The organism is Mycolicibacterium aromaticivorans JS19b1 = JCM 16368 (assembly GCF_000559085.1).
Classification (GTDB): domain Bacteria; phylum Actinomycetota; class Actinomycetes; order Mycobacteriales; family Mycobacteriaceae; genus Mycobacterium; species Mycobacterium aromaticivorans.
Window position 1 is genome coordinate 5,030,853 of record NZ_JALN02000001.1, and the last position, 24,118, is coordinate 5,054,970.

At 65.4% G+C, this 24,118-nt stretch carries 20 protein-coding genes; 10 read left to right on the forward strand and 10 right to left on the reverse strand.

From position 1 onward, the window contains the following. Nucleotides 1–173: 173 nt before the first annotated feature. A complete protein-coding gene (locus tag Y900_RS24000) occupies nucleotides 174–1,259 on the reverse strand; it encodes an NAD(P)H-dependent amine dehydrogenase family protein (RefSeq protein WP_036344871.1) in 1,086 nt (361 codons plus the stop codon). Continuing rightward, on the reverse strand, nucleotides 1,246–2,256 hold the full coding sequence (locus Y900_RS24005; protein ID WP_051660233.1) for an aromatic ring-hydroxylating dioxygenase subunit alpha: 1,011 nt from the start codon (nucleotides 2,254–2,256) through the stop codon (nucleotides 1,246–1,248). Before Y900_RS24005 ends, Y900_RS24000 begins: the two co-directional genes overlap by 14 nt. 59 nt (nucleotides 2,257–2,315) lie before the next feature. Here Y900_RS24005 and Y900_RS24010 point away from each other — a divergent pair, with 59 nt between their 5' ends. Continuing rightward, nucleotides 2,316–2,930, forward strand: coding sequence for a TetR/AcrR family transcriptional regulator (locus Y900_RS24010; protein WP_036344872.1), 615 nt, complete (start codon nucleotides 2,316–2,318; stop codon nucleotides 2,928–2,930). Nucleotides 2,931–3,007: 77 nt separating this feature from the next. Here Y900_RS24010 and aceA read toward each other — a convergent pair whose 3' ends face one another. Next, nucleotides 3,008–5,311: an isocitrate lyase ICL2 gene (gene aceA / locus Y900_RS24015; RefSeq protein WP_036344873.1), complete on the reverse strand. Its 2,304-nt coding sequence runs from the start codon at nucleotides 5,309–5,311 to the stop codon at nucleotides 3,008–3,010. Nucleotides 5,312–5,761: 450 nt separating this feature from the next. Between aceA and Y900_RS24020 the strand changes: the two genes are divergently transcribed. The 3 genes from Y900_RS24020 to Y900_RS24030 are packed head-to-tail and all read left to right on the forward strand — an operon-like array spanning nucleotide 5,762 to nucleotide 8,661. After that, entirely contained in the window at nucleotides 5,762–6,961 is a 1,200-nt protein-coding gene (locus Y900_RS24020; protein WP_036344874.1) for an MCE family protein, read from the forward strand. 53 nt (nucleotides 6,962–7,014) lie between these two features. After that, nucleotides 7,015–7,212, forward strand: coding sequence for a ferredoxin (locus tag Y900_RS24025; protein ID WP_036344876.1), 198 nt, complete (start codon nucleotides 7,015–7,017; stop codon nucleotides 7,210–7,212). Next, the gene (locus Y900_RS24030; RefSeq protein ID WP_051660234.1) at nucleotides 7,213–8,661 is read left to right on the forward strand and encodes an APC family permease; all 1,449 of its coding nucleotides are present in this window, start codon (nucleotides 7,213–7,215) and stop codon (nucleotides 8,659–8,661) included. A 51-nt stretch (nucleotides 8,662–8,712) separates the two neighbouring features. Here the strand turns inward: Y900_RS24030 and Y900_RS24035 are convergent, their stop codons facing one another. The 7 genes from Y900_RS24035 to Y900_RS24065 form a co-directional block, all read right to left on the reverse strand. Continuing rightward, a complete protein-coding gene (locus Y900_RS24035; protein ID WP_036344877.1) occupies nucleotides 8,713–9,261 on the reverse strand; it encodes a glycoside hydrolase in 549 nt (182 codons plus the stop codon). A 311-nt stretch (nucleotides 9,262–9,572) separates the two neighbouring features. Further along, complete coding sequence (locus Y900_RS24040) at nucleotides 9,573–10,484, reverse strand: enoyl-CoA hydratase (RefSeq protein WP_036344880.1); 912 nt, start codon at nucleotides 10,482–10,484, stop codon at nucleotides 9,573–9,575. Nucleotides 10,485–10,513: 29 nt separating this feature from the next. After that, the gene (locus tag Y900_RS24045; protein WP_036347672.1) at nucleotides 10,514–11,983 is read right to left on the reverse strand and encodes an AMP-binding protein; all 1,470 of its coding nucleotides are present in this window, start codon (nucleotides 11,981–11,983) and stop codon (nucleotides 10,514–10,516) included. Continuing rightward, on the reverse strand, nucleotides 11,980–12,762 hold the full coding sequence (locus Y900_RS24050) for an SDR family NAD(P)-dependent oxidoreductase (RefSeq protein WP_036344881.1): 783 nt from the start codon (nucleotides 12,760–12,762) through the stop codon (nucleotides 11,980–11,982). Before Y900_RS24050 ends, Y900_RS24045 begins: the two co-directional genes overlap by 4 nt. Next, nucleotides 12,755–14,317, reverse strand: a complete 1,563-nt coding sequence (locus Y900_RS24055; protein WP_081845220.1) for an AMP-binding protein — start codon at nucleotides 14,315–14,317, stop codon at nucleotides 12,755–12,757. The genes Y900_RS24050 and Y900_RS24055 overlap by 8 nt, the downstream gene beginning before the upstream one ends. A 6-nt stretch (nucleotides 14,318–14,323) precedes the next feature. Continuing rightward, a complete protein-coding gene (locus Y900_RS24060) occupies nucleotides 14,324–15,064 on the reverse strand; it encodes a GntR family transcriptional regulator (protein ID WP_036344882.1) in 741 nt (246 codons plus the stop codon). A 1-nt stretch (nucleotide 15,065) separates the two neighbouring features. Further along, nucleotides 15,066–16,655: a Vgb family protein gene (locus tag Y900_RS24065; RefSeq protein ID WP_036344884.1), complete on the reverse strand. Its 1,590-nt coding sequence runs from the start codon at nucleotides 16,653–16,655 to the stop codon at nucleotides 15,066–15,068. Nucleotides 16,656–16,811: 156 nt separating this feature from the next. Here Y900_RS24065 and Y900_RS24070 point away from each other — a divergent pair, with 156 nt between their 5' ends. The 6 genes from Y900_RS24070 to Y900_RS24095 are packed head-to-tail and all read left to right on the forward strand — an operon-like array spanning nucleotide 16,812 to nucleotide 24,116. Beyond that, nucleotides 16,812–17,654 carry an SDR family NAD(P)-dependent oxidoreductase gene (locus Y900_RS24070; protein ID WP_036344885.1) on the forward strand — a complete coding sequence of 281 codons (843 nt, stop codon included), beginning with the start codon at nucleotides 16,812–16,814 and terminating at the stop codon, nucleotides 17,652–17,654. 12 nt (nucleotides 17,655–17,666) lie between these two features. Beyond that, entirely contained in the window at nucleotides 17,667–19,040 is a 1,374-nt protein-coding gene (locus Y900_RS24075; RefSeq protein ID WP_036344886.1) for an aromatic ring-hydroxylating oxygenase subunit alpha, read from the forward strand. Further along, nucleotides 19,037–20,878, forward strand: coding sequence for a flavin-containing monooxygenase (locus tag Y900_RS24080; protein WP_036344888.1), 1,842 nt, complete (start codon nucleotides 19,037–19,039; stop codon nucleotides 20,876–20,878). Before Y900_RS24075 ends, Y900_RS24080 begins: the two co-directional genes overlap by 4 nt. Then, nucleotides 20,879–21,793, forward strand: a complete 915-nt coding sequence (locus Y900_RS24085) for an SDR family NAD(P)-dependent oxidoreductase (RefSeq protein ID WP_036344890.1) — start codon at nucleotides 20,879–20,881, stop codon at nucleotides 21,791–21,793. After that, the gene (locus Y900_RS24090; protein ID WP_036344891.1) at nucleotides 21,790–22,947 is read left to right on the forward strand and encodes a CaiB/BaiF CoA transferase family protein; all 1,158 of its coding nucleotides are present in this window, start codon (nucleotides 21,790–21,792) and stop codon (nucleotides 22,945–22,947) included. The genes Y900_RS24085 and Y900_RS24090 overlap by 4 nt, the downstream gene beginning before the upstream one ends. Then, the gene (locus Y900_RS24095; RefSeq protein WP_036344893.1) at nucleotides 22,944–24,116 is read left to right on the forward strand and encodes an acyl-CoA dehydrogenase family protein; all 1,173 of its coding nucleotides are present in this window, start codon (nucleotides 22,944–22,946) and stop codon (nucleotides 24,114–24,116) included. Before Y900_RS24090 ends, Y900_RS24095 begins: the two co-directional genes overlap by 4 nt. The last annotated feature ends 2 nt before the right edge of the window (nucleotides 24,117–24,118 follow it).

Genomic DNA, 24,118 nt, shown 5'->3' on the forward strand with positions numbered 1-24,118 from the left:
CGCTGTGAGACTCCGGGATGTTGCTATCGAGGCCGTATGGCGATCAGCGTGGAACGCACCGAGTCAGCGGTAAGTAGCCCCTGACGTGCGTGTTCATCTTTTGTTCACCGAACCGAATCCGGACCGATACTATCGCCCTTACGGTTCGCTCGATCCGCGTCAGATTGTGGCGTTTACTTCTTGAACCGGCCTGCGAATCCGCGCAGCGGCAGGTCCGCGCTCGTGATCAACCCGGGTGCGGCGGCCACCACTGCGGGAATGGCGTTCAGCGCCGGCAACCCCGTGACGGTCATACCGATGGATGCGAACGACGCCACGTCGGACAGGTCCACGCCCGGCTTCGGAAAGATCATGTGCTTGTTGTAGACGTACGGGTCGCCGGCGATCTGGGTGATGTAGCAGCCCTTGATATCCCAACTCGGATCGGTGTGCGGGGTCATCTGCCACTCGAGGTGCGTCTCCACCCGCGCCACGCCGTCGACCATGCCCTGGTACTTGAGGTAGTTGCCGCCGAGTGAGCCCTTGGGCAACTGGTACCAGCCGAGGTCCACGTCCTCGGTGCAGGCGCCCAGTTCGTAGGTGAACTTCACCTCGTCGAGTTCGAGGTCGAAGCAGTCGGCCATCATCAGCACGCTGTCGGCGAAGACGCGGGTGTACTTCTCGAGCATGCCGGGCAGCGCCGGATCGTCGACGGGCAGGCCGTAGCCGACTTCTTTCCAGGTGTCGGCCGAGTGGTGGCAGGACACATCGACGGATTCGATGGTGGTGATGTTCTCGATCTCGGCGACGTCCGACGAGCAGACCACGCCGAGGATCTGGTTGACGCCGGGATTCATCCCGGTGCCGTAGAACGTGGAACCGCCTCTCTCGCAAGCCTCTTGGAGAAGCTCGGACACCTTCTTGCCCGACGGGTGCGGATGATTGGTATCGCGGTGCCAGCCGGTGATCCAGTCGGCGGTGGTCACGATGTTGATGCCCGCTTCGAGCACCTTGATGTAGAGGTCCTCGTCGGGAAACACGCCATGGAAGGTCAGCACATCGGGCTTGGCGGCGATGATCTCGTCGATGGAGCCTGTTGCGGTGACACCGTTCGGTGCGATGCCGGCGATCTCGCCGGCGTCGCGCCCGATCTTCTCCGGCGAGTAGCAGTGCAGGCCGATCAGCTCCAGGCCGCGGTGCTCACCGATCCGCTTGATCATCTCGGTGCCGACATTTCCGGTCGCCACCTGGAACACCCGGATCGGGCTATTGGCTGACATGGGCTGGTTCTCCTTGGTGGTCGGATACATAGAACTGGTTGGCCCACTTGCGGATTGCGGTGAATCCGTCGAATTCGGTGGTCGCGAGCGCCGGCCGGTGGGTGTAGCGCTGGTGCTGCCAGATTTGGATGTCGGCGGCGAACTGGTCGATCACGTCGTGGGCGAACGCCTTCGCCTTTGCTTCGGCTTTTTGGCTGTCATCACCGGGCTTTCGGCCGATGTAGACCATGAACCGGACATCGGAGGTGTTCTCATCGACCGGGGTGACCGCGGAGATGGTCCGGTTGTCCACCATGCCCCAACTCTTGGTGACGGCGACGCCGAGTCCGCCGTTGATGGCCTCGACGCCACTGTTGATGTCGTCGATGATCTGGCCTTCATCGCCCTCGAACGTGATCGTGAAATCCACGTAGGACACCGGCTCGTCGAAATCGTGCCGGGTGAACAGCGGCACGATGGGCGTCTGGTGCACGAACTTGAAATGCGCGAAGTCGACGCCATTTTCGAGGACGTACTGCGGATGCAGCTCGAGCTGTGGGCGGTACAGCCGGGCCTGCGGGTAGTAGTCGGCGGACGTCTTGTCGTCACCGAAGTCGGCGAAGATGTCCGGAGCGTCGAAGTAGGGCTCGCGACCGGCGACGTCATGCCAGATGTACACCGATGAATTTCGCTCTACGACCGGATAGGTGGGGATCCGGCGACCGCGATTTGGCCTGTCCTGGTAGGGAATACAGACGTTGCGACCCTCATGATTCCACTGCCAGCCGTGAAAGGGGCACTGGATTACCTCGCCGACCACCTGGCCGCCATACCCGAGGTGGGCGCCGAGGTGTTCGCAGTAGGCGTCCATCACCGTCAGTGCGCCCGACTGGGCGCGCCAGGCCACCATGTCGGTGTCGAAGTACTTCATGCGGTGGACGTCACCCACCGCGATCTCGTCGGACCACGCCACCTGGAACCAGCCGGTGGGCTTCATCGACAGGGACGGTTTCGCCACGCTGGCGAGTCTAGAAACGGATCATAGAAGTGTCAACGAATCTGGGTTAGGCTTTCGATGTGGCCGAAGCGGACAGTGCGCGACGACGGCCGAACCGGCGGGGTTCGGCCACCCGCGAGAGCCTGCTCGAAGCCGCGTTGACCGCGCTCGCCTCCGGTCAGCCCGGTGCGGTGTCGGCCAATCGGATCGCGAAGGACGCCGGCGCCACCTGGGGCACCGTGCAATACCAATTCGGTGACACCGACGGCTTTTGGGCGGCGGTACTGCGTTACACGGCCGAGCGGCGGGCCAACATCTTCACTTCACCGGATACCTCGGCAAGCCTGCGTGACCGGGTGGCCGGCATCATCGACACGCTCTATGACGGGTTGACCAATCGCGACTCGCGCGCGATCGAGAACCTGCGGGCCGCTCTGCCGCGGGAGCATGCCGACCTCGAGAGGCTCTATCCGCAAACCGCTGCCGAACTGTTCTCCTGGGGGCAGGGCTGGCAGGAGACCTGTCAGAAGGCGTTCGCAGACCTGCACGTCGACCCGCAGCGCATCCGGGAGATGGCCTGGCTGATTCCCGGTGCGATGCGCGGGATCGCCTCCGAGAAGCAGCTCGGCAGCTACGGCGATCTCGACGCGGCCCGTCGCGGGCTCACCAACGCGATCGTCGCCTACTTGAAGTAGGTTTCCGCGCCGAGATCGACGAAATGTCGCGCGCTACTCGCTCTTCCGCGGCGAAATGTCGGTTTGGGCGAAAGAGGTCAATCCTCCTTGGCGATAAGCCGTTTCAGCGCCACACGGTCGGGCTCCAGCAGCTCGGCGATGCGCTCCTGATTGACGTCGGCGACGATGATCTCGCCGACATCCTTGTGTACATCGCTGAAGATGCCGTGCGCCTTCATCTTGTCGGCTTGATAGATGTTGTCCTCGGTCGGCGTCACGTAGTAGACGGCGTCTGCCTTGAACCGGTGCACCATCCACAGATGTATCAGCGTCATCAGGCGCTTCTGCCGCAGCTTCTCGGCGAAGGTGTTCTGGTCGCGCACCGTCAGGATGCTCCGGCCGTGCCGGTCCTTGATCGGATCGACGAGCACGTTGGCCAGCAGCTCCTGCTCGCCGCCCTTTTCCCGCTCGCCGTAGATACCGAGCTCGAGCACCTCGCCGCCGGCACGCCGCGGACGCAACGTCACCCGCAGCTTCTCGCCGAGTTCGTAGTGCTCGCTCCACAGTGCCAACCAGTCTTCGAGCAGCTTCTTCGGCACTTCGGTCTGCACAAGGTGCTGGTGCTGCGTGGAGCCCTTGCCCATCGACTTGGTGGTGGCGGTGCGGCCCGAGGACGCCGCCAGCGCGGCATCGCTGCGCGGACCGCCGACCAGCGTTTGCGGTGTGCGGTAAGGCGATTCGACTAGGCGCATCTTGCGCTGCAGACGCGCCAGCGCCAGCATGCCGTCCTGGCGCAGGGCCGTGGCGAATTCCTCGGCGGCGACACCGTCGATCTGGTGGCCGCCGTAGGTCATGAAGTTGAAGACGAAGCCCATCTTGCCGAGCTCTTCGGGGAAGGCCCGCATCTCCTCGTCGGTCATCCCGGTGGTGTCCCAGTTGAACGAGGGGGAGAGGTTGTAGGCCAGCATCTTGTCCGGATACACCGCATGGACGGCTTCGGCGAACTCTCGGGCGTCGGCCAGATCGGCAGTCTTGGTCTCCATCCACAGCAGATCCGCAAACGGAGCTGCGGCAAGGGATTTCGCGATCGCATAGGGAATGCCGCCACGCACCTGGTAGTAGCCTTCGGGGGTCTTGGCTCGCTCGGGATCCCATGCCGCGTCGACGCCGAGTTCACGCGCCTTCTCCCGGGCCGCGTGCAGCGACGCGGTCTTGGCGAACTCGCGCCAGTCCGCGGCGCTCATCTCGTGTGGCTCGCCTTCGCTCTCCCGGAATGCGAGAAGCTCGGCCACCGCGTCGCCATAGGTGTCCAGCGAGGCGTCGTCCTGCCAGGCGTCGACGAATCTCGACTCGACCTTGTCGAACAGGGCGTCCAGGGAATGCTGTTTACCGTCGCGCCACGCGGCGGCCTGTTCGGTGATGAGGTCGGCGATGCCCTGCCGCTGCAGCCAGGCGTCGGCCACCGCGTATTCGCCTTCGGGCAGCGCGTACAGCAGATGACCGTTGAGCTCGGTGACACCCGACTCGTAGAACCGGCGCACCATGGCCAGGAAGCACGACTTGTACGGCGGCACCTTGAGATTGGTCGCGCCGAGCAGGAACGGCTGGTCCCGCTCATCGCCGCGGCTGTCGATGAGGTTCGCCGCCTCGGCATCGGTTCGGGCGACGATGATGCCCGGCACACCCATGATGTCGAGCTGGAAGCGGGCGGTGTTCAGCCGCTTGAGCTGTTCATCGGACGGCACCAGCACCTTGCCGCCCTGGTGGCCGCACTTCTTGGTGCCGGGGCGCTGATCCTCGATGTGATAGCCCGCGACGCCGGCCTCGACGAAGCGGCGAATCAGGTTGCGCACGTGCGGGTCTCCGCCGTGGCCGGTGTCTGCGTCGGCGATGATGAACGGGCGGTAGTCGACGGCCGGCGTGGCCGCACGCTGCTCGGGCGTCATCTGCAGGCGCAGGTACTGCTGGTTACGGTCGGCGGTCAGCAGCGCGCGCACCAGGCCCGCTGCCTCCTCGGGCACCTGGCTCAGCGGGTAGCTCGCCAGGTCCGGGCCCGGGTCCTCGGTGGTCGAACCCTTGGCCGAGGTCGCCCAGCCCCCGAGGTAGATGCCTTCGATACCCATCCGCTTCATGGTCACCGCCTGGCCCGGCGAGTACGGCCCGAAGGTGGTGATGCTCTTCTTGGCCGCGAAGAGCTCTCGCAGCCTCTTGTAGAAGGCGGCCGACGCCTCGCGGGCGACGGTGTAGTCGACGGGGATCGTGCCGCGCTGTTCGACGACCTGGGCTGCGGTGTAGAGGCGGGTGATCCCCTCGAATCGCGGACTGTCGATGTACTGCTGGGTCTCGCTGACCGCGCGCTGATGGGGCGACTGGGTTGCTGAGTCCGCTTCGATGATGGACATGAGTCTCACGCTCCTCGCTGAGCTGTTCCCGCGCCGGCGACACCCCCGGGCGGCACAGTCGATTATCCCGACTCCACCGCTTACCGGAGCGGCTTTGGGGCCAGTTCGGGATACCGTCAGCATCCGGTCGGCGGGCGGCATTCGCCCAGCATTGGCACCGCAGTTCCTCAGCAAATATTGCAAAGACAAATTGCCGCCCATATCGGCGGCCGTTGACCGTGCACATGAGTGCATTCGGAATTGGTTGGGCACCTGCATATTCCACCGCGCCAGTGCATTCCCGAATATATTGACGATGCCGCAATCCAAATTACCGAATTAACGGCATGGCGAATTGCGCGGATGACGACCATTCGAATCTCAAATCAGGTACATTCCTGTGGTCCACGTCACTGGCTACGGCCGGTAGGGGCGCTCGTTCGCTTGGGTCGGGGTTGAGGAGGGGCTGCGGTGAACTGGCGCGACCGTCCGCCGCTCAAGGCCGCCGGCTTGATATTTCTTGCCGTGATCGTCCTCGTCCTGTCGTTGGTCTATCTGCAATTTCGCGGCGACCTGTCGCCGCGGGCAACGTTGACGATGGTGTCCGATCGCGGCGGCCTGGTGATGGACACGGGTTCGAAGGTCACCTTCAACGGAGTGGTGATCGGTCGGGTCATCAACGTCACCTCCGGCGAGCGCGACGGAAAGAACATCGCGCGGCTGAGGCTCGACGTCGAGCCCCGCTATTTGGCCTTCATCCCCGCCAACGTGCACGCCGATATCAAGGCCACCACGGTATTCGGCAACAAATATGTCGCGCTGTCGACACCGAAGAATCCGGTGTCGGCCCGTCTGGCGACGTCTGACGTCATCGACGCCTCCAGCGTCACCACGGAGTTCAACACACTTTTCGAGACGGTCACGTCGATCTCCGAGAAGGTTGATCCGGTCAAGCTGAACCTCACGCTGTCGGCGACGGCGGAAGCGTTGAACGGGCTGGGCACCAAGTTCGGCCAGTCGATCGTCAACGGGAACTCGGTGCTCGACGATATCAACCCGCAGATGCCGCAGCTCCGCCGCGACATCCAGCGACTGGGCGATCTGGCCGACGTCTACACCAAAGCCAGCCCCAACCTGTGGGATGCGCTGGACCATGCGGTGGTGACCGCGAACTCGCTCAACGGCCAGCAGCACGACATCGATGCGGCACTGCTCGCCTCCATCGGGTTCGGCAATACCGGCGCCGATGTGTTCGAGCGCAGCAAGCCGTACTTCATCCGGGGGATGGCGGATCTGGTGCCCAGCTCCCAGCTTCTCGACACCTACAGCCCGGAACTGTTCTGCGGCATTCGCAACATCGCACTGGCGGCGCCGAGTGCACTGGATGCCTTCGGCGGCAACGGATATTCGCTCAGCACGATGACCGAGATCCTCGGCGCCCCGAATCCCTACGTGTACCCGGACAACCTGCCAAGGACCAACGGCAGGGGTGGCCCCGGCGGCGCGCCGGGGTGTTGGCAGACGATCGACCGCAATTTCTGGCCGGCTCCCTATCTGGTGATGGATGACGGGGCCTCGATCGCGCCGTACAACCACTTCGAACTCGGCCAGCCCTTGCTCACCGAGTACGTGTGGGGGCGTCAGGTCGGAGAGAACACCATCAACCCCTGAGGCGCTTGCCGGAATCGGCGCGTGCACTCGGGGACTGCGGTTAACCTGAGCCGATGCGGGTCCGTCTGGAGAGCTCACGGTGCGTGGGCCATGCGCTGTGCTATGCCGTTGATCCCGAACTGTTCCCGGTCGATGAGATGGGCTACTCGACACTCGACGAGCATGACGTCGCACCGGGAGACGAGCAGCGCACCCGAGACGGTGTCGAGGCCTGCCTGGAACAGGCGCTGGTGCTCGACGAGGGTGATTGATTGGCCGGCCAGGAGGCGTCCGGTGACCCCGCGCTGCGCCGGACCCTCTCCGTCTGGTCGGCGGTGGGTGTGTCGGTTGCACTCATGGCGCCGTCGATGGCCGTCAACATCAATCCGCAGGGAACGGCCGCCGCGGTCGGTCGTGCAGTCCCGCTGGCATTCCTGTTGGCGACAGTCGGCGTTCTACTGATCGCCCACACGTTCGTCCGGCTCGCGCAACGGTTCAGCCACGCCGGCAGTGTGTATGCGTTCGTCGGTGTCACCCTCGGACCGCGGGCCGGCAGTGTGGCGGGCTGGCTCAACGCGGGAACCTATGTCTTTTTCGGCGCGGTGACTGCGACGGCAGCGGGGATCTTCCTGACCGACCTGGCTCGAAAAGTTGCTTCCCCCAACGAATTACCGGATTGGGTTGCGTTCGTGTCCGGCTGGTTGGTGCTCGCCGCGGTGTGGTGGCTCGCCGCCAGGGAGATCAAGGGTGGCGCCACCGTCCTGCTGGTCACCGAAGGCCTTACGGTGATGCTGATCCTGGTGGTGGCGGCGATCACGCTGGGCAAGGTGATCGCCGGCCACACTCCCGGCGGTCAGCATCTGGATATGTCGGTGTTCTCCGTCGCCCCCGGTACCTCGGTCTCCACGGTGTTCTTGGGCATCGTCTTCGGTTTCCTGTCTTTCGCCGGCTTCGAGGCAGCGGCGACTCTCGGTGAGGAGACCGAGGCGCCGCGGCGCAACATTCCCCGGGCCATCCTCGGTACCGCGCTGTTCGGCGGGATGTTCTTCGTGACTGTCACGGCGATTGAGATGATGGCGTTCGGCACGGACTCGGCCGGAGTCGCGGCCTTTGCCAAGTCCGACGCTCTCATGGGTGATATCGCCGAGCAGTACGTCGCGCCGTGGCTGTCCTATGTCATCGTCGTCGGCGCGACGTTCAGCGCGGCGGCCTGCTGCCTGGCCAGCGTGGTGGGTGCGAGCCGGCTGCTCTTCGCGCTCAGCAGGGACGGCATCGGCCCGGCCGCGCTGGCAGCGGTGCATCCCCGACGCAACATTCCGCATGTCGCGGCGGCGGCAGCTGTGGCGGCGGTGTTCGCGATCCAGGCCATCGGCTGGGTTGCGTTGCGGGCGCGTCCATTCGACGTGTTCAGCATCGCTGCCACAGCGGGCACGCTCATCTTGCTGGTGGCCTACGCACTGGCCACGTTGGGAGCTGTCCGGCTGCTATTCCTCGCCCGCGACACCCAGATTCGCAAGTCGGAGGTGATCCTGCCGTTGCTCGGTCTGGCCCTACTGGGGTATACCCTGTATCGCAATGTGATCCCGTGGCCGCACGGCAGTGCGGTGTGGGGACCGTGCCTGGCTGTCGCCGTCCTGGTGCTGGTCGTGGCCGGCGTGCTCGCCCGTCCCGTCGCTGCGCGTGAAGCGGGAGTGAAGCTCATTGCGCAACAAGGCTTTTGATGACGTACGCCGCACTGCCGAGGTGGGCAGTGCGGCGTAATCGTCGATGTTCTATGCGGGTTGGGGGGCGGGATCGCCTGGCGGAGAGGCGATATCGGCGCTGACGGGCACGGTGCCACCGGCCGGTGGAGGAACGTCGCCAGCGGGCGGCGGCGGTGCGTCGACAAACACCGGCGCATCCGGAGGCGGCGGGGGAGCATCCGGCGCCGGCGGATCCTGCATGTCATCGGCAGGCATCGGCAGGTACATGTGGTGGGTGAACTGCGGTTGGTAGGCGCCGCCGCCGCCGACGCGCACGCCGGCGCCCTCACCGCTGGAGACTGCAGTGCCGTCGGGCAATGTGACTGCGGTGTGGCGGCCATTCCAGCCGATCACCAGGGAATTGGGGGCGGTTCCGTAGTGGAATCCGCGGGCGAGGAGGGCGGCTTCCTCGTTGCCGGTGTGAAACCGGCTGCCAAAGGCAGGCCTTCCGGTGGCCACATTTGACACCCAGGAGGCCAGTCCCGAGCAGTCGGTGCCAGCCGGTGTGTCCCCGCCGGGGACGTACGGCGTGCCTGACACCTGACTGATCAGAGTCATCAACGTCGCTATTGCAAACATGCGGCCGAAGCTAACAACAATTTGCATGTATACCAAAGTCTGTGCTTTTCACCACGTTTCGCGAAAAGGTGTGTCCTGCACAACAAAAATTTCGAGAAATATAAAGCCAATCCGATTGCGGCGCCGTGCGCATTCTGCGAATTAAAGCCTACTACAAGGGATTTCGGCAAGACCACGTTGACGGTACTTCGGCTGCAGTCGTCCAACCATACGGCTCATCTGTCGCTGTCTGTGACAGTGCCGAGACTGCTTGAACGATTCAGGTGAGCTGGAATCGGGACTTTGCCGTGATCGCGCAGATGCGCTGACGATCAGCTTTCAGCGCGGACCTGGTCCTTGACCGCTGGCACGATCGGCGGGGCGGTCTTCCAGTTCGGCAGGCCATCGGACTCCAGGCCTACCGGCCAGCCCTCCTCGTGCACCTGTGCCCAGTGCGAGTGATTGAGCTGGTGCAACGTGAAGCACGCGTTCAGCGCGTTGTAGAAGCCCATGTTGTCGACGGTTTGATTGACCGCTTCTTTGGCGAGCAGAGCCGCCATCGTGGGCACCTCGGCGATCCGCCGGGCGAATTCCAGCGTCTTGTCTGCGAGCTCGTCGTGGGGGAAGACCTTGGTGATCATGCCGAGCTGATACGCCTCGTCGACCTCCATCGCGTCACCTGTGAGCATCAGCTCCTTGGTCTTGCGGGGTCCGAACTCCCACGGATGGGCGAAGTATTCGACACCACACATACCCAGCCGGGTGCCCACCACGTCGGCGAACCGGGTGCCCTCGGCCGCGATGATCAGGTCGCACGCCCACATCAGCATCAGTGCTGCCGCGTAGACGTCGCCGTGCACCTGCGCGATGGTGATCTTGCGCAGGTCGCGCCACCGCCGGGTGTTGGCGAAGAAGTGATGCCACTCCTGCAGCATCAGCTTCTCCGCGCCCTCCCGGTTGGCGCCAAGGCCCTGAAAGCTCGGGTGCTGGTCCGGCCCCGGGCTGTACTCGGCCCGCGACACCGCCGACCCGAGGTCGTGACCGGAAGAGAACATCGGGCCATGACCGCCCAGGATGACCACCCGAACCGTGTCGTCGGCCTCGGCTCGCAGGAACGCCTCGTTGAGCTCGACCAGCAGGCCGCGGTTCTGCGCGTTGCGTGCCTCGGGCCGGTTGAGCATGATGCGGACGATGCGGCCGTCATCGAGCTCTTCGTAGGTCAGGAAGCGGTAATCGGTGGACATAGCGGCATTCTATGCAGACGAGAACGTCGTTACCCGAGGCGGGCGCGCAATTCGCGCTTGAGCACCTTGCCGTAACTGTTCTTGGGCAGGTCGTCGACGAAGAGGTAGCGCTTTGGCCGTTTGAACCGGGCAATCCGATCGAGCAGGTGGGCGTCGAGCACATCGCCGGCGGCGGAGCCCACGACGAACGCCACGACGACCTCACCCCACTCGGGATCCGGCGCACCGACCACGCAGGCTTCGGCGACGTCCGGATGCTCCAGCAGCGCCTCCTCCACCTCCCGCGGATAGATGTTGCTACCACCGCTGATCACCACGTCCTTGGAGCGGTCGTGCAAGGTCAAGTAGCCACGGTCGTCGAACGAGCCCATGTCCCCGGTGTACAGCCAGCCCTGCCTGACGGTGTCGCGGGTGGCCGCCGGGTTGTTCCAATACCCGGACATCACCACGTCGCCACGACAGACGATCTCGCCGATCTGGCCCGGCTCGGCGCGTGAGCCGTCCTGGCCCAGCACCGCCACCTCGACGCCGGAACGGGGGTATCCCACCGACCCGAGGATCTCGTCGCCGGCGAGTTCATGGTCGGCACGCCGCAAGCCGGTGATGGTCATCGGAGATTCACCCTGGCCGTAGATCTGTGCGAAGACCGGCCCGAACGCGGCCATCGCCTTCTTCAGGCCGTCGACGTACATCGGGCCTCCGCCGTACACGATCGTGCGGAGGGCGGCGGGTGCCTTGCGCCCGGTGTCGACCAGGCGCTGAATCATGGTGGGCGCCAGGAACGCTGAAGATCCCGGGTGTGCCGCGCAGAGATCGAGGAACTCCTCCGGGTCGAAGACGCCGGATGCGGCAACCACCTGCCGTGCGCCGCGCAATACGTAGGGCGCGATGTAGAGACCGGAGCCGTGCGACATCGGGGCGGCGTGCAGCAGGCTGCACTTCTCGTCCGGGGAATCGATATCGGCCAGATGTGCCACCGTCATCGCGGTGAGACTGCGGTGGGACAGCATCGCTCCCTTGGAGCGGCCGGTGGTACCGCTGGTGTAGAAGAGCCACGCCAGCGTCGACGGGTCGGTTACCGGGGCGTCAGCGGGCGGGGCGGTGAACAGCTGGTCGTAGTCCGGGCCGCCGATCTGTTCGACGCCGACCGGGGAGTGCGGGGTCAGTTCCGCCGCGATCTTAGGAGAAGCGAATACCATTGCCGCACCGCAGTCGTCGAGGATCTGTGCCATCTCGCGGGGATGGAGCTTGAAGTTGACTGGAACGACGACGCACTCGGCCGCCCACACCGCGTAGAACAGCTCGATGATCTCCGCGCGGTTCTCGCTGGCGATCGCGATCCGCCGGCCTGGTGCGTGGACACGCCGAAGCGATGCGGCCAGTCGCAGCGCGCGCTGCCTGAGCTGGCTCCAGGTGTGCAGCTGCTGCTCGCCGCAATACACCGCGCCGCGGTCCCCGAAGCGGTCCGCGGCCTGATCGAGGGTGGCGAACAGGTTCACCGGGCGACCCACTCTGAGGTCAGCGCGAAGTCGGACAGATACTTGGTGGAGCTCCAGCCTCCGTCGACCACGATGGTCTGGCCGTTGACGAAACTGCCTGCGGGGGAGCACAAGAACGCCACCGTGCCGGCGATGTCCTCGACCCGGCCCAGCCGGGTGTGCGGTGTCATCTCCGTCTGCATCTTCCGGAAGCCGGGGTCGTCCAAGCGGTGCTCCACCATCGGGGTGACCGTGACGCCCGGCGCGACGGCGTTGCTGCGAATCCCTTGTGCGCCGTACTGGCACGCGATGTGCATGGTCAGTGCGGTCAGACCGCCCTTTGCTGCGGAGTAGGCGCCGCCACGCAGACCGCCGACCACCGCGAAGGTCGACGTGACATTGATGATGGCCGAACCTACTCGCATGTGTGGGATGACGTCGCGGGCGAGCCGGAACGGCGCGCGCAGCATGACGCCGAGGAAGTAGTCGAGCGTCTCGTCGTCGGTTTCGTGCAGCGGTTTCGGGCTGCCGACACCGGCGTTGTTGATCAGGAAGTCGACATGTCCCCATCGGGAGACCGCCTCCTCGACGATCCGCTGCGGCGCATCGTCGTCGGTGAGGTCGACCGCCAGGGTGGCCACCCGGTTGGGATCGCCGATTGCGTCGGCCAGCGCGGCCAGCCGGCCCGCGTCGCGCCCGGTGCCGACGACAGCCATACCCGCCGCAGCGAGCGTTGTGGCGCAGGCGAATCCGATTCCGCTGCTTGCCCCCGTCACCACCGCCACCTGTGGATCACTCATCCGCGTCGACCAATCTTGCTCGAATTCGATGTTTCAGTACCTTGCCTGCGTCGTTCTTGGGCAGTGCGTCCCAGACGACGACCTGCTCGGGCCACTTGAACTTCGCGACACCGGTGGCCTGCAGGAAGTCGCGCAGATCGCCGACGTCTGGCCCCGGCGCCCGATCGGTGACGATCACCGCACACGCCCGCTCGCCGGTGCGCCGGTCGGGGACTCCGACGATCGCGATCTCGCTGATGCCGGGGTGGCCGAGCAGTACGTCCTCGACTTCCTTGGGGGAGATGTTCTCGCCGTTGCGGATCACGATCTCCTTGGCCCGGCCGGTGACCACGAGATAGCGGCCGTCCACCCAATGACCGAGATCGCCGGTGCGGAAATAACCGTCAGCATCGAAGGCGTCGGTGTTGTCCTCCGGATGCAGGTAGCCCAGCAGCATCTGCGGACCGCGGGCCCGGATTTCACCGTCCACGATCGTGACGTCGGCGATGCCGGGTCGGCCGTCGGTGTCGGCGGCCCGGTCGCGATCGTCGGGAGCGCCGATCGTAGTGACCGGCACCTCGGTGGAGCCGTACACCCGGGAGACCAGCGCCCGCTCGAAATAGTCAGCGGCAGTGCGGATCAGCTGCGGCGAAACCGAGGCACCGCCACAGATGAACACCCGCAGGTCGGGTAGTCGGGTGTTCGCGCGTTGGGCGGCGGCGAGAATCGCCTGCAGGAACGGCGTCGCGCCGGCCATGTGCGTGCAGTGCTCGGCGGTCAGTAGTGCGACCGCGTCCTCGGAGTTCCACCGGTCCATCAGCACCGCGGTGGTTCCCAGCAGGACTGGGCATTCGAACGCATAGATCGAGCCACCGATGTGGGCGATGGGGGAGGGCACCAAGAATGCCGATCCGGGTTCGATCAGCCAGTGTCTGCCGATCTGGCGGATCAAAGCGTGAATCGAATTATGGCTGTGAAGAACCCCTTTGGGGCGTCCGGTGGTGCCGGAGGTGTAGAGGATCATCCGGACGGCGTTGGGGTCGAGAGCCGGAGCCGGCGCCGGCTGCGTCGGGAGCGAGTCGAACGCGAGCTGCCCGGCCAAGGGTTCGCCGCGCACCACGATGACAAGAGGTGGATCGGGCAGCGTCGCGGTGACCCGTTGGAGCATTGCCGCATAGGCGTGACCGCCGACGTCGCCGGGCACGAAGATCATTCGCACATCGGCATCGGCCAGGATGAAAGCCAGCTCGTGGTCGCGCAGCGACGGCAGAATCGGGTTGACCACCATGCCGGCCGCGGTCGCGGCGTGATAGACGATCGCCGCTTCATGCCAGTTGGGCAACATGAACGACACCACGCTTCCGGCGGGTATCCGGTTGAGCATCACGCCGGCAAGCCCGGTCGCGCGATCGTGAAGCGTTGCGCAGTCGAGGCGCACCGGGCCGTCGATGACAACCTCCCGCCGCGGGGTGTCGCGGGCGGCGGCGGTCAGTGCGTCGGCCAGGGTGTCGTGCACCCACAAGCCGGAAACATAGGCCCGGGTGGCCAATTCGGCGTCACGCTGCGCGGTGCGCACTGCCCGTCAGCCCTTCACCCGTCGCATCGTCATCGAGTGGCGGAACCGCGAGGCCGGGTGGGTGTTGACGGTCACCTGGGCGATCTCGCCATCGGACGTGATGTAGGTTCGTTGCATCTCGAGGGCGGGTGTACTCGGTTCGACCTTGAGCCGGCCGGCCAGCTCGACGCTGATCTGGACAGCGGAGATCTCCTGCCGCACTTCAACGATGCTCAGCCCGAACAGGTCCTCGATGAGTGGGAAGATCGGCCCGCTATGGTTCTGCAGCATCCGGCCCACGGCCGCGAACGCGCGGTTGATGTAATACTCGGTACGGCAGACCGGGGCGTCGGCTCCGTCGGCGCCGCGGAATCCCCAAACTGCCAGCCAGTCTTCGCCGGCCGTCAAACCTGTTCGGTGCTCGAGTTCGTCGTCGATGGGCACCATGGCGATCGATTCGATGGCGAAGCGGGCGCCCGTCGCGAAGGCCAGCAGATCGTTGATGGACACCACGTCCTGGACGTAGGCGTGCGCCGACGGCCTGGGCACCACCATCGTGCCCGCCCGCGGCCGGGACGACACCAGGTTGTCCTCACGCAGCCGTCGCAAGGCTTCGCGTACCGTATACCGGCTGACCGAAAACCGTTGGCACAGTTCATGTTCGGTGGGCAGCTGAGAACCGACGGGATACACCCCGTCCACGATCTCCTTGCGCAGCGTGCGGGCCACCTGAATATAGCGGTGGTCGCCGGACTCGGGAGGCGACATGTCAGCCGCCCCGATGCAGGGCCAGGACGCTGCCGTCGGCATCGGCCGAGACGTATAGGGTGCCGTCCAGCGCGGTGGCGATCCCGGCGAACGGTCCCTGGGGACCCGAGAACGGCGGCATGCCGCGCAGCGGTTTGGGGGTGACGCCAGGTGGTGCGCCGACCGGAAGACCCGAGGCGATCGTGGTTCGCGATCCGCTGTCCAGATCGACTTCGAGCACTGACTTGGCCTCCGCGTCGACGATGTAGAGCCGGTTGCCGTCCACCAGAATGCCCTGCGGACAACCCAATCCGTCCACCACCGGCTCGATCGTGCCGCCGTCGACCCTGACCACACGGCCGCGTTCGCTGACCAGCGGGCTGCCATCGGGTCCGAACGCCACCCCGACCGGGGTGTCGAGTCCGGTTGCCAGTACCTCGATGCGACCGGCGTCCACGGACACCAGTCTCCCGGTGCCCTGCTCGACGGCGACGATTCCACGCGCTCCGACGGCCACCCCGTAGAGCTGGTCCAATCCGTCTGCCAGAAAATCACTTTCGCCATCGGTCGGACGGAATCGGGCGACCTGCCCCCCTGAGGTCGTCACCACGAATTCGCCCGGCCCCGTCGCGGTCACACCCCGGATGAAACCGGGGTAGCCGGGGCTGAACAGCATGCCGAGGGTATGTAGCACGCCATCGGCGCCCAGTGCATAGAAGTAGGTGCCGTCAGCGATGTAGACCACGCCGTCGGAGCCGACCGTGAGGTCCAACGGCCAGTTCAGCCCGCCGGGCAGCGCCGTGCGGGTCCGCAAACCGGCGAGGACCTCGGTGATCTCACCGGTGAAGTTGGAGACGAACAGTCTGTTTCCCACGAAGGTGAGGTTGTCCAGCCCGGGACTGAGGTTGGCCAGTACGGTCTGCTCGCCGGTGCGCGGATCGATCTGCAGCACCTGGCCGCTGTGGACCTGGGTGGAGACCAGATTGCCGTTCGCGTCGAACTTGACGGCGTCGGGCACGCCGAGACCCGTCGCCACCACTTCGGGCTCACCGCCGTCCGGATCGATTCGCCAGATCGCGTTGGCGCCCATCACCGGGAAGTACAGCAGCCCGTCGGGTCCGACCTCCATCGCGTTGGGTGAGGGCGCATTCTCCAGCAGGATGCGCGGCGGCCCGCCGGCCGGATCGAGCTCCATGATGCGGCCACCCTCGCGGCATTCACCGATGAAGAGCCGGCCGTGGTGCACGGTGATGCCGTTGGCGCATGGCACATCGTCGCGCAGCACCCGGGTGGTGCCGTCGGCGGCGCGCGCGCTGACCCGCCCGTCCATCACCTCGGTGGCGTAGAGGTTCCCGGCATCGTCGAACGCGACGTCATCGGGGGCGATGATGTCGCCGCCCTTGGCGCTGATCGTGTCGAGTGATCCGGTCCCGATGTCCAGGGCGCTGATCTGGCTGCCGGTCACCTGCGCGATGTACACCCGACCGTCCGGACCGGTCCGCAGACCGTTGGCCCCGAACAGTCGGCTGGGTGCGGTTCGGCGTTCGACTGTCCAGCCCTCGGCCACCACCGGGGGTTGGACGAGGGTGAAGCGGCCGTTCTGCTGCAGCATCACGGCGTGACCGTACCAAGCTGATTTAGTCCAGACAATAGGCGTCATATTTCTTCGTTGAGACCCTTGACGTCGCTATAACCGCTGCGGAATCATGTTCTCCATTCGGCAGAGTGCAGCTATTTGTCCGGACAAAATATCGAGTGAAAGCAGGGTATGGCGGATCTCCTCAAGCTCGACGGCCGCATCGTGGTGGTGTCGGGCGCCGGCGGCGGCATTGGAACCGCCGTCGCCGACATGGCCGCACGGGCCGGCGCGACCGTCGTGGCTGTCAGCCGCTCGCGGGACAACCTCGACACCCACATCGGTCCGCTGATCGCTGACGGACTGCCGATCGTGCCGGTGACGGCCGACGCCGCGACCGATGACGGGATCGCGGCTGTGCTGGCCGCGGTGCGCAGCACCGAGGGGCGATTGCACGGCCTGGTCAACATTGCCGGCGGTGCCGCGCCCTCGACGTGGATGCCCGCCACCCGGGTCAGCCGTGACGACTGGCGGGACCTGTTCACCGCCAACCTGGAGACGATGTTCTTCATGAGTCAGGCGGTGGCCGCCGAGATCCGGGCAGTCGGTGGCCCTGGCTCAATCGTGTCGGTCTCGTCGATCAGCGGCATGAACACCGCGCCCTTCCACATCGCCTACGGCACAGCCAAGGCTGCGATCGTCGCGGCCACCCGCACCCTCGCGGTCGAACTCGCACCCGCCGAGATCCGGGTCAACGCGGTTGCGCCCGGGGTCACCGAGACAGCGGCGTCGCGCACCTACGTCGACGCCGATCCGGAACGGGACCGAGCGGCGATCGCGATGGGACGGCGGGGGCAACCGGAAGAACAGGCCGGCGCCATCGTGTTCCTGCTCTCGGACCTCGCCAGTTACATCACTGGCCAAACCCTGCTCGTCGACGGTGGCCTGGACCTGCGGTGGAGCCACCTGCGTGCCGACAACACCTCGCTGTTCCTCAAGGACGACGACTTCCGCCGCGAAATCAGCAGGCCCTGAAAGGACGTGAGGATGGGCGAAGTGGAGAGTGTCGACGAGCTCGCGGAGCCGATGACCATCGGCGTAGATGCCTACATCTCGCCGGATTACGCCCGTGCTGAACGCGACAAGCTGTGGCGCAAGGTCTGGCAGCAGGTCGGCCGGGTGGAGGAACTGCCCGAGGTGGGCAGCTACCTGACCTACGACATCCTCGACGACTCGATCATCGTCGTACGAACCGGCGCGGACACCTTCGCCGCACACCACAACGTGTGTATGCACCGCGGCCGCCGGCTGGTGGACACCCCGGCAGGTGCGAAACATGCTGTCGGACGGGCCCGTAAGTCGTTCGTCTGCGGATTCCACGGCTGGACATACGGTCTGGACGGCACCTGCACCCATATCCGGGAAGAGGCCGACTGGAAGGGTGCGCTGAATCCGGACAACACCCGGCTCCGGCCGGTGAACGTCGGCACCTGGGGTGGCTGGCTGTGGGTCAACATGGATCCCGACTGCGAACCGTTGGCGGACTACCTGTTCCCGGCCGCGAAGATCCTCGATCCGTTCGGGTTGGAGAACATGCGGTGCAAGTGGCGCAAATGGGTGCATTTCGACTGCAATTGGAAAGTCGCGCTGGAAGCGTTCAACGAGACCTATCACGTCTTCACCACACATCCGGAGTTCAACAAATTCGGGGAATTCAAGGGCTGGGCCAAGGCGCAGGGCCGGCACAGCAACATCGGCTACGACGCTCCGGAGGACATGGCCGAGACGAAGTCAAAGATCAGGCTCGGGACCGGTGACCCCCGGATCTCCACCGCGGAGATGCAGGTGTACACCATGGAGGAAACCAACGCCACCACCACGGCGACCCTGGTGGCCGCCGCATTGCGACTCGTCGACGAATTGCCCGAGGGCACCCCCGCCGACAAGGTTCTGGAGCACTGGCTGGCCTCCGCGCGGCGCGACGACGAGGCACGCGGGGTCTTCTGGCCGACGATCCCTGCCGATATCCTCGGTCAGAGCGGCACCGCGTGGCAGCTGTTCCCGAACTTCCAGATCGGTCAGGGCCTGACCAGTGCACTGTGCTACGGGGCGCGCCCCGACCCGGGCTACGACCCGGATAAGTGCATCTTCGAGGTCTCGGTGTTCGAGCTCTATCCCAAAGGGGCCGAGCCCCAAACGGAGTGGGAGTACACCCCGGTGGGCGATCCGCGGTGGCGCAGTGTGCTGCCGCAGGACTTCTCCAACATGGCCGCCGTCCAGAAGGGGATGAAGTCGCTGGGTTTTCCCGGTACACAGCCGAACCCGTACCGCGAGCGCAGCACCGTCAACCTGCACCACCAGTTGTCGAAGTACATGGGCACCGGGCAACCCCGACCGCTCGCAGAGGAGGACGGTCGATGACCGCCGAGTGCGGACCCACCGAGACCCCCACCGACATCGACATCGATGCGATGCGGGAGAAGTACCGGGTCGAGCGCGAAAAGCGACTACGTCCGGAAGGTTCCGCGCAATATCTGGAGCTTGACGGCGAATTCGCCGAGTTCTACGAAGTCGACCCGTATACGCCGGTGGTGCAGCGTGATCCGATCGTCGAAGACGTCGATGTTGTGGTGCTCGGCGGCGGTTTTGCCGGGTTGCTGGCGGGCGCCTACCTGAAGAAGGCCGGCGTCGACGGCATCCGGGTCATCGAGATGGCCGGCGATTTCGGCGGCGTGTGGTACTGGAACCGGTTCCCGGGGATTCAGTGCGACAACGATGCCTACTGCTACATCCCCATGCTCGAGGAACTGGGCTTCATGCCGTCGAAGAAATTCGCCGACGGCGCCGAGATATTTGGGCACTGCCGCAACATCGGAAAGCAATTTGGGCTGTACGACGGTGCGCTGTTCTCCACCCAGGTGCGCGAACTGCACTGGGAGGACGAGACGCAACGCTGGCGGATCAGCACCGACCGGGGTGACGACATCCGGGCCAGGTTCGTCGTGATGGCGCAGGGCTCCTACAACCGGCCGAAGCTGCCGGGCATCCCGGGGATCACGGACTTCGCCGGCCATGTGTTCCATTCCGCGCGCTGGGATTACGAGTACACCGGCGGCAGCGCCGACGGTGGATTGGACAAACTGGCCGACAAGCGTGTCGCGCTGGTGGGGACCGGCGCGACCGGCATTCAGCTGGTTCCGCATCTGGGCCGGGACGCCCAAGAGCTCTTCGTCTTCCAGCGCACGCCGTCGTCGGTCGACGCGCGAACCAATCCTCCGACCGATCCGGCCTGGCCCGCTGCGCTGCAGCCCGGTTGGCAGGAAGAGCGCAAGCGCAACTTCCACAACTGGTCGCCGTTCGTCGGTGTGGTGTTCGGTGAACCGGATCTGGTGTGCGACTTCTGGACCGAGCTCGGACGGAACCTGACTGCCCGGATCGCCGCGAGCGACGATCCCGCGTCGGTGTCGATCGAGCAGATCATGGCGTTCAGAGAGGAAGAGGACTTCAAGATCATGGAGCGGCTGCGCCGCCTCGTGGCCGAGATCGTCGAGGATCCGGCCACCGCCGAGGCGCTCAAGCCCTACTACCGCTTCATGTGCAAGCGTCCGACGTCCAGTGAGCACTACCTGGCCACCTTCAACCGTCCCAACGTCACCCTCGTCGACGTGTCGGCGTCCAAAGGTGTTGAACGGCTGACCGAGCGGGGGATCGTCGCGGACGGGGTCGAATACCAGGTCGACTGCGTGATCTTCGCGAGCGGCTTCGAGATCTCCACCGAGATCAGCCGGCGGTTCGCGATCGACGCCATCGTCGGTCGCGACGGGCTGTCGTTGTTCGAGCACTGGCACGATTCGTACAAGACCCTGCACGGCATGACCAGCCGCGGATTCCCGAACCAGTTCTTCATGGGCTTCATCCAGGGCGGTGTCTCCGCCAACACCACCGCGATGTTCGAGCAGCAGGCCAAGCACATCGCCTACATCATCGCCGAGGCCCAGAATCGCGGCGCGACAACCGTCGAGCCGAGTCAAGAAGGGCAGGACGCCTGGGTCAACACGGTCCGGGAGTTGTCGATCGACAATTCCGCATTCGAATTGTCCTGCACGCCAGGCTATTACAACAACGAAGGCCAGGGCGGCGCGAAGGACAACGGCGCGTTCCTCGGTGACTTCTATTCGCCCGGCTTCTACGCCTTCGACGACCTCCTCGCCGAATGGCGGTCCAAGGGTGACCTCGACGGTCTGGTGCTCGGAACTTAGATGGCACAAGCACGATTCGACGGCCGTGTCGCCGTCATCACCGGCGCCGGCCGGGGGCTGGGCCGCGAGTACGCGCTACTGCTCGCCGGTCTGGGCGCCAAGATCGTCGTCAACGACGTCGGCGGTGAGCTCACCGGTGACGGTGCCGACACCGGCCCGGCTCAGCAGGTGGTCGACGAGATCACCGCGGCCGGCGGGGAGGCGATCGCGTCGTCGGACTCGGTGGCGAGCGCGCAGGGTGGTCAGGCGATCGTGGCGGCGGCCCTCGATGCTTACGGCCGCCTGGATATTGTTATTCACAACGCTGGAAACGTCCGCCACGCACCGCTGTCGGAGATGACGGCCGAGACCTTCGACGCGGTGCTCGACGTTCACCTGCACGGTGCTTTTCACGTTGTGCGGGCGGCGTTTCCGTCGATGTGTCAGGCCGGCTACGGTCGAGTGATCCTCACGTCGTCGATCGGCGGCCTATACGGCAACCGCGGGGTGGCCAACTACGCCGCGGCCAAGGCCGGGGTGATCGGGTTGTCCAACGTCGTCGCGCTGGAAGGCGCCGAATACGGGGTGCGCTGCAACGTCATCGTCCCGGCAGCGGTCACCAGAATGGCCGAAGGCATTGACACATCGGCCTACCCGCCGATGGGTCCCGAGCTGGTCGCTCCCGTGGTCGGCTGGCTGGCGCACGAATCCTGTTCGGTAACAGGCGAGATCCTCACTGCAATCGCCGGCCGGGTGGCCCGGGTCGCCGTCGTCGAGTCCGCTGGGGTCTACCAGCCGGCGTGGACCGTCGACGACGTGGGCGCTCGCATCGACCAGATTCGCGACCTCAGTGAGCAGCTCGTGTTCCCGGTGGTCCCCGACGGCCACCACGCGCACATCGGCCACAGCTTCGCAATGGCAAGGGGCACGCTATGAGCAGCAGCGGCCCACTGGCCGGGATCCGGGTGGTCGACCTCACCGCGATGGTGATGGGACCCTACTGCACCCAGATCCTGGCCGACATGGGCGCCGACGTCGTGAAGGTCGAGCCACCGGCCGGTGACGACACCCGCTACGTGTCCGTCGGTCCGGCGCCCGGGCTCAGCGGTGTGTTCGTCAACGTCAACCGTGGCAAACGCAGTGTGGTACTCGATCTTCGATCCGACAAGGGCCGGGCCGCGCTGCGCGCGCTGATCGCGGGTGCCGACGTGTTCATCCACTCGATGCGGGCGAAGGCGATCACCAAACTCGGGTTCGGCTACGACGACGTCGCCGCCATGAACCCCTCGATCGTCTACACCAACTGCTACGGATACGGCCGCCGCGGACCCGACCGGGACCGTCCCGCGTACGACGACACCATTCAGGCCGAGTGCGGCCTGCCAGCCGTGCAGGCCGCATTGACCGGTGAGGCGAACTATGTCGCCACGATCGTCGCGGACAAGGTCGCCGGACTCACCGCGGTCTATGCGACGACGATGGCGCTCTTCCACCGCGAGCGAACCGGCGAAGGTCAGGAGGTCGAAGTCGCGATGTTCGAGACGATGGCCTCGTTCATGCTCGTCGAGCACGCCAACGGGGCGATGTTCGACCCGCCGCTCGGGCCGGCGATGTACCACCGGACGGTCGCGCCGAATCGAAAGCCGTATCGCACCAAGGACGGCTACATCTCGGCATTGATCTACAACGACCGGCACTGGGCCAGCTTCATCGACTCCGTGCAGCCCGTCTGGGCTACCGAGCGTTACGCGACGCTCACGGCGCGGGCCGCCGAGATCGACACCGTGTACTCATTGGTGGCGCAGACCATGACCGAACGCACCACCGAGGAGTGGTTGACGTTGTTCGTCGAGCTCGAGATTCCGGCCGCACCGCTGAATTCGCCCCAGGCACTGTTCGACAACGAACAGCTCAACGCCGTCGGATTCTTCGAGACCGTGCCCACTGCCCAGGGTCCGGTACGGATGCCGGGCGTGCCCACCTGGTTCTCCCGGACTCCGGGCCGGATTGCCGGCCCCACACCTGAACTCGGCGCCGACACCGAGGCTGTGCTGGCCGAGTTGGGTCTGGCGGAAGTGGAGAGCCGATGAATCTGAACTTCGAGATGGGCGCGTCTGCGGCAGCACTGCGCACACAGCTGCGTGAGCTGGTGAAGGACCATGTCCCGGATGGATATCTCGGAGCGTTCACCGATGACCCCGCGGATCTGAATGTCGCGCAAAGGTTTTGCCGAACGCTGGCCGAGCACGAATTGCTCTGTCCGGCCTGGCCACAGGAGTTCGGCGGTCGCGGCGTCTCGGTGTGGGAACAGACCGTGGTCCGCGAGGAGATGTGGGCGCACCACGAACCGCGCGGTGCCCAGTACATGGGGGTCAACTGGGTGGGGCCCATCATCATGCGGCACGGCACCGAATCCCAGCAGCGCACCCATCTTCCGGCAATTGCCCGCGGCGAAGTCATCTGGTGTCAGGGTTTCTCGGAGCCCGAAGCGGGTTCGGATCTGGCGTCGCTGCGCACCACCGCGCGCCGCGACGGCGATGGTTGGTTGGTGAGTGGTCAGAAGATCTGGACGTCCTACGCGACGATGGCGCAGTGGTGTTTTCTGCTGGCGCGCACGACCAAAGTGGGAGAAGGCGCAACGCAGAAAAAACAACAGGGCCTGACGATCTTCCTGGTCCCGATGGACGATCCGGCCATCACGGTGCGGCCGATCCGATGCATGATGGGCCCCCATCACCTCAACGAGGTGTTCTTCGACAATTTGCGGGTCACCGAGGCCGACGTGCTCGGCACCATCGACGACGGATGGTCGATCGTGCAGGAGGTGACCTCGTTCGAGCGGGTGGGAATCGCTCGATACGCGCGGTGTGAACGGTTGCTGGCAGCGGCGCCAACGGTTCTCGGCGACCGGTGGGATGCCGTGTCTGCTGAACTGCGCGGCAGGTGGGTGCGGATGTTGACGCATTGCCGCCGTGCGCGGCTGATGGCCTATCGCATCGTGGAACTCCAGAACACCGGGCGGGTCCGGCCCGGCGACGCCGCCGCTTACCGGATCGCGGTCACCACGTTGGATCAGGACAGCGCAGAGGTGTTGATGGACATCGTGGCCGAGGTCTCCCACGACGACCCGCGCGCGGGGTGGTTCCTCGCCGAGGTCGACGACCACTGGAAGTACTCCCAGGCCTCGACAGTGTCCTCCGGTAGCATCGAGATGCAGCGCATCCTGCTGTCGCGTTCCATGCTGGCGGCCGCGAAATGACC